The 4423-nt window shown below is 65.6% G+C and carries 4 protein-coding genes; 1 reads left to right on the forward strand and 3 read right to left on the reverse strand.

The window, feature by feature from the left end; translation table 11 throughout:
- Nucleotides 1-112: 112 nt before the first annotated feature.
- On the reverse strand, nucleotides 113-541 hold the full coding sequence (locus CN311_RS31390) for an Lrp/AsnC family transcriptional regulator (RefSeq protein ID WP_097577447.1): 429 nt from the start codon (nucleotides 539-541) through the stop codon (nucleotides 113-115).
- A gap of 138 nt (nucleotides 542-679) precedes the next feature.
- On the opposite strand from CN311_RS31390, the gene CN311_RS31395 reads away from it, so the two are divergent.
- On the forward strand, nucleotides 680-1783 hold the full coding sequence (locus tag CN311_RS31395) for a saccharopine dehydrogenase family protein (RefSeq protein WP_097577448.1): 1104 nt from the start codon (nucleotides 680-682) through the stop codon (nucleotides 1781-1783).
- 41 nt (nucleotides 1784-1824) lie between these two features.
- On the opposite strand, the gene lpdA is transcribed toward CN311_RS31395, so the two are convergent.
- A complete protein-coding gene (gene lpdA / locus CN311_RS31400; protein WP_097577449.1) occupies nucleotides 1825-3237 on the reverse strand; it encodes a dihydrolipoyl dehydrogenase in 1413 nt (470 codons plus the stop codon).
- A 261-nt stretch (nucleotides 3238-3498) separates the two neighbouring features.
- Nucleotides 3499-4423 (reverse strand): dihydrolipoamide acetyltransferase family protein (locus CN311_RS31405; protein WP_097577450.1); only part of this gene is annotated, 925 nt, incomplete at its 5' end.

The following is a 4423-nucleotide window of genomic DNA, read 5'->3' on the forward strand; positions in this document are numbered from 1 at the left end:
GGGTGGGGGTCCTCTTCGCAAAAAATCCATATGCGATTGCCCTGCTCCCAAGGGGAGATGTGCGGCAGGACAGAGGGGGTAGGAGGGATCGCTGCGGCTTTAATTCTGCCCCTCACCGATCGATCCGTGTCGACAAAATAATCGACGACGATGTCCGCTCGACTCCGTCCATCGCGCCGATCTCGTCGAGAAGCGTGTCGAGGTCCCCGATCGACGGCGCGTCGACGATGACGATCATGTCGAAATTGCCGCTCACCGAATGCAGTGTCCTGACCGGCGGCAGCGCCTGCAGGGCGCGCACCACCTTGTCGGCGAGCTTGGGCGTGACTGTCAGCAGGACATGCGCCCGCACCAGGCCGCGTTCATGGTCCGGCGAGAGCCTCACCCCATAGCCGGCGATGATACCGCGTTGCTCCAGTCGCTCGATCCGGCTCTGCACGGTGGTGCGCGATACGCCGAGCCGCCGCGCCAGCTCCGCCGTTGACGCGCGCGCATTGTCGCGCAGTAGGGAAATCAGGGCCTGGTCGGCATCACTCAGCATTCAGCGTCACTCAGCATTTCGACGATCCTTACCGGCAGATCGATCAAACAGGGACTTCGTTTCGAACAATTCCACGCTTCCTTTCGACAGGCAAGCTGCGATCCTGAGCTCTCAACCATTTTGGGCGAGGGAACCGTCATGAAGAAAATTGTAATCGTCGGCGCCGGCAAGATCGGCTCGACCATCGCCGGAATGCTCGCCGCGACGGGCGACTATTCAGTCACCCTCGTCGACCGTTCGGTGGCGCAGCTTGGCGCGGCCGAACTGCCGGCCACGGTGGCGACGCTGGAACTCGACATTGCGGAGGCTGGCGCTCTCGAAGCAGCGCTCGCCGGCAGTTTCGCGGTGCTGAGCGCCGCCCCCTTCCATCTGACCACGCGCATCGCCGAAGCGGCGGCCACCGCCGGCGTGCACTATCTCGACCTGACCGAGGACGTCGCCGCCACCAGGCGCGTCAAGGAATTGGCGCGGTCGGGCAAGAGCGCCTTCATCCCGCAATGCGGGCTGGCGCCGGGCTTCATCTCGATCGTCGCCAACGACCTCGCCAGCCGCTTCGACACGCTGGAGAGCGTGCGCATGCGGGTCGGCGCGCTGCCGCAATACCCGTCGAACGCGCTGAACTACAACCTGACCTGGAGCACCGACGGCGTCATCAACGAATATTGCGAGCCCTGCGAGGCGATCGTCGAGGGCGAGCTGGTCGAGGTGCCGCCGCTGGAAGAGCGCGAGGAGTTCTCGCTCGACGGCGTCACTTACGAGGCGTTCAACACCTCGGGCGGCCTCGGCACGCTGGCCGAAACGTTGAAGGGCAAGGTGCGCACGCTCAACTACCGCACCATCCGCTATCCCGGCCATGCCGCGATCATGAAGGCGCTGCTCAACGATCTCGGCCTGCGCCACCGTCGCGACGTGCTGAAGGACATTTTCGAAAGCGCCCTGCCGGCAACGCTGCAGGACGTGGTCATCGTCTTCGTCACCGTCAGCGGCCGCAAGAACGGCCGCCTGCTGCAGGAGACCTACGCCAACAAGATCTACGCCAGGCGCGTCGGCGAAATGGTGCGCAGCGCCATCCAGATCACCACAGCGTCCGCCATCTGCGCCGTGCTCGACATGCTGGCCGACGGGAGCTTGCCGGGACAAGGCTTCATCAGGCAGGAGGACATCGCCCTCGATGCCTTCCTCGCCAACCGTTTTGGCCACGCCTATGCGCAGCACGAGATGGTGAGCCGGCTGGCGGGGTGAACGGCGGCACCTTCCCTTCCCCCCTTGTGGGGAAGGGGAAGCTAAACATGCAGCGCGTGTCCCAGCGCCTTCAGCGCCGCTTCCTGGAACCCTTCGCCTTGCGTCGGGTGGGCATGGACGGTGCCGGCGATATCCTCCAGCCGCGCGCCCATTTCCAGCGCCAGCCCAAACGCCGCCGACAATTCTGAAACGCCTTGCCCGACCGCCTGGATGCCGAGCACCAGATGGTTGTCCGCGCGCGCCACCACCCGCACGAACCCTTCCTCGCCCAGCTTCGTCATCGCCCGGCCATTGGCGGCAAAGGGGAACTGGCCGATCTTGATCTCGCCGTCCAGCGCCTTCGCCTCCTCCGGCGACAGGCCCACCGTGACCAGTTCGGGATCGGTGAAGCAGATCGCCGGGATCGAGCGCTTGTCCCAGCTTCTTTTGTGACCGGCGACGATCTCGGCGACCATTTCGCCTTGCGCCATCGCCCGGTGCGCCAGCATCGGCTCGCCGGTGACGTCGCCAATGGCGAAGACGCCGCGCATCGAGGTGCGGCACTGGTCGTCGATGCGGATGAATCTGCCTGACCTGTCGAGGTCGATCTGCTCGAGCCCAAAACCTTCGGTCAGCGGCTTGCGCCCGACGGTGACCAGGATCTTGTCGGCGGCGATCTTCGCCGTCTTGCCGTCAGACGTCTCGACCAGCAGCGCATCGGCTTTGCCCGCCTGTCCCGCGCTTGCGAGGCCCTTGGCTTTCGCGCCCGTCATGACCTCGATGCCGAGTTCGGCCAGCCGCTTTACCACCGGCCGGGTGAGCTCCGCATCATATTGGGCGAGCACGCGCGGCAAGGCCTCGACCACGGTCACCTCGGCGCCGAGCTTGGCGAAGGCAATGCCCAGCTCCAGCCCAATATAGCCGCCACCGACGACCGCGAGTTTGCCCGGCACCTCGCTCAGATCAAGCGCTTCGGTGGATGAGATCACCGGCCCGCCGAACGGCAGGAACGGCAGTTCGACCGGAGCCGAGCCGGTCGCGATCACCACCGTCTCGGCACGGATCACCTGCGTCCCAGTCTCGGTCTCGACCTCCACGGTCTTGCCGTCGCGGAACGTCGCCCAGCCCTGGACGGTCTTGACCCTGGCCTTCTTGAGCAGTCCGGCGACGCCGTTTGTCAGCCGGCTAACGATACCGTCCTTCCAGGCCACGGTTTTGGCCAGGTCGAGCGATGGCGGCGCGACCGATATGCCGAGCGGCCCCTTGCCGCCGGCCATATGCGATACCTTCTCGAACTCCTCCGCCGCATGGATCAGCGCCTTGGACGGGATGCAACCGACATTGAGGCAGGTGCCGCCCGGCCTGCCGGCTTCAACGATCACCGTGTCGATGCCGAGCTGGCCGGCGCGGATGGCGCAGACATAGCCGCCGGGCCCGGCGCCAATGACGAGCAGCTTGCAGGAGATTTCTTTCATGGGGTCACCTTGATCGGTAGTGCCCTAGTGCCGCATCGCTTACGTTGGAGATTGGCCGAGGCGCTTGTGCCTTCGTCATCCTGGGGCGAAGCAAGGAGCGTAGCGACGCGGGCAGACCCCAGGATCCATGCCGTGACGTGAAGGCGTTGCAACGGTACGGAATTCTGTTCTGCTGCGCCCCTCGTCCGAGGTCGCGGCATGGATCCTCGGGTCAAGCCCGAGGATGACGAAGGAAGGGGGGCAACGTCCGTATCCAAAGCCTCAATCCACGAAAATCAGCGCCGGCGTCTCCAGCAGCGTCTTGATGCGCTGGATGAACACCGCGGCGTCCCACCCGTCGATCACCCGATGGTCGAAGCTCGACGACAGGTTCATCATCTTGCGCGGGATGAACTGGGTGCCGTCCCACACCGGCCGCATCATCATCTTGTTGACGCCGACGATCGCCACTTCCGGATGGTTGATGACCGGCGTCGTCGCCACGCCGCCCATCGCGCCGAGCGAAGTGATGGTGATGGTCGATCCCGACAGCTCGTCGCGGCTCGCCGTGCCCGATTTAGCCGCCTCGGCCAGCCGGTTGAGCTCGGCAGCACTTTCCCAGATGTCGCGCGCCTCGGCATGCTTGACCACCGGCACCACCAGTCCCGACGGCGTCTGCGCGGCGATGCCGATATGGACGCCGCCATGCTGGTGGATGATGCCGGCCTCGTCGTCGAACAGCGCGTTGAGCTGGGGCTGGTCGGCGATCGCCTTGACCATGGCCCGCATCAGGAACGGCAGTAGCGTCAGCTTCGGCCTTTCCGCGCCGGCCGGCCGTTTCTCCTTGTTGAGCGCGGCGCGCAGTTCCTCCAGCGCGGTGACGTCGATCTCCTCGACATAGGTGATGTGCGCAATGCGCGATTTGGCGAGCGCCATCTTCTCGGCGATCTTGCGCCTCAACCCGATCACCTTGATATCCTCGACACCGTCGTTGCGGGCGAGGCCGGATGTCCTGGCGACCTGCGGTCCCCGCGCCAGGAAGGCGTCGATGTCCTCATGGCTTATGCGGCCGGCCGGCCCGCTGCCCACAACCTGCCTGAGATCGATGCCGGCCTCCCTGGCCCGCAGCCGAATGGCGGGCGAGGCCAGCGGCTTTTCGCCCTCGGGACGCGGCGCGCCGGAGGGCGCGGTACCCCCACCCCTAGCC

It is taken from the genome of Mesorhizobium sanjuanii, from assembly GCF_002529485.1.
GTDB lineage: Bacteria > Pseudomonadota > Alphaproteobacteria > Rhizobiales > Rhizobiaceae > Mesorhizobium > Mesorhizobium sanjuanii.

Bases quoted from the DNA above. Each gene is read 5' to 3' on its own strand.
- CN311_RS31390 (WP_097577447.1), bottom strand. From the start codon at position 541: ATGCTGAGTGATGCCGACCAGGCCCTGATTTCCCTACTGCGCGACAAT.
- lpdA (WP_097577449.1), bottom strand. From the start codon at position 3,237: ATGAAAGAAATCTCCTGCAAGCTGCTCGTCATTGGCGCCGGGCCCGGC.
- CN311_RS31395 (WP_097577448.1), top strand. From the start codon at position 680: ATGAAGAAAATTGTAATCGTCGGCGCCGGCAAGATCGGCTCGACCATC.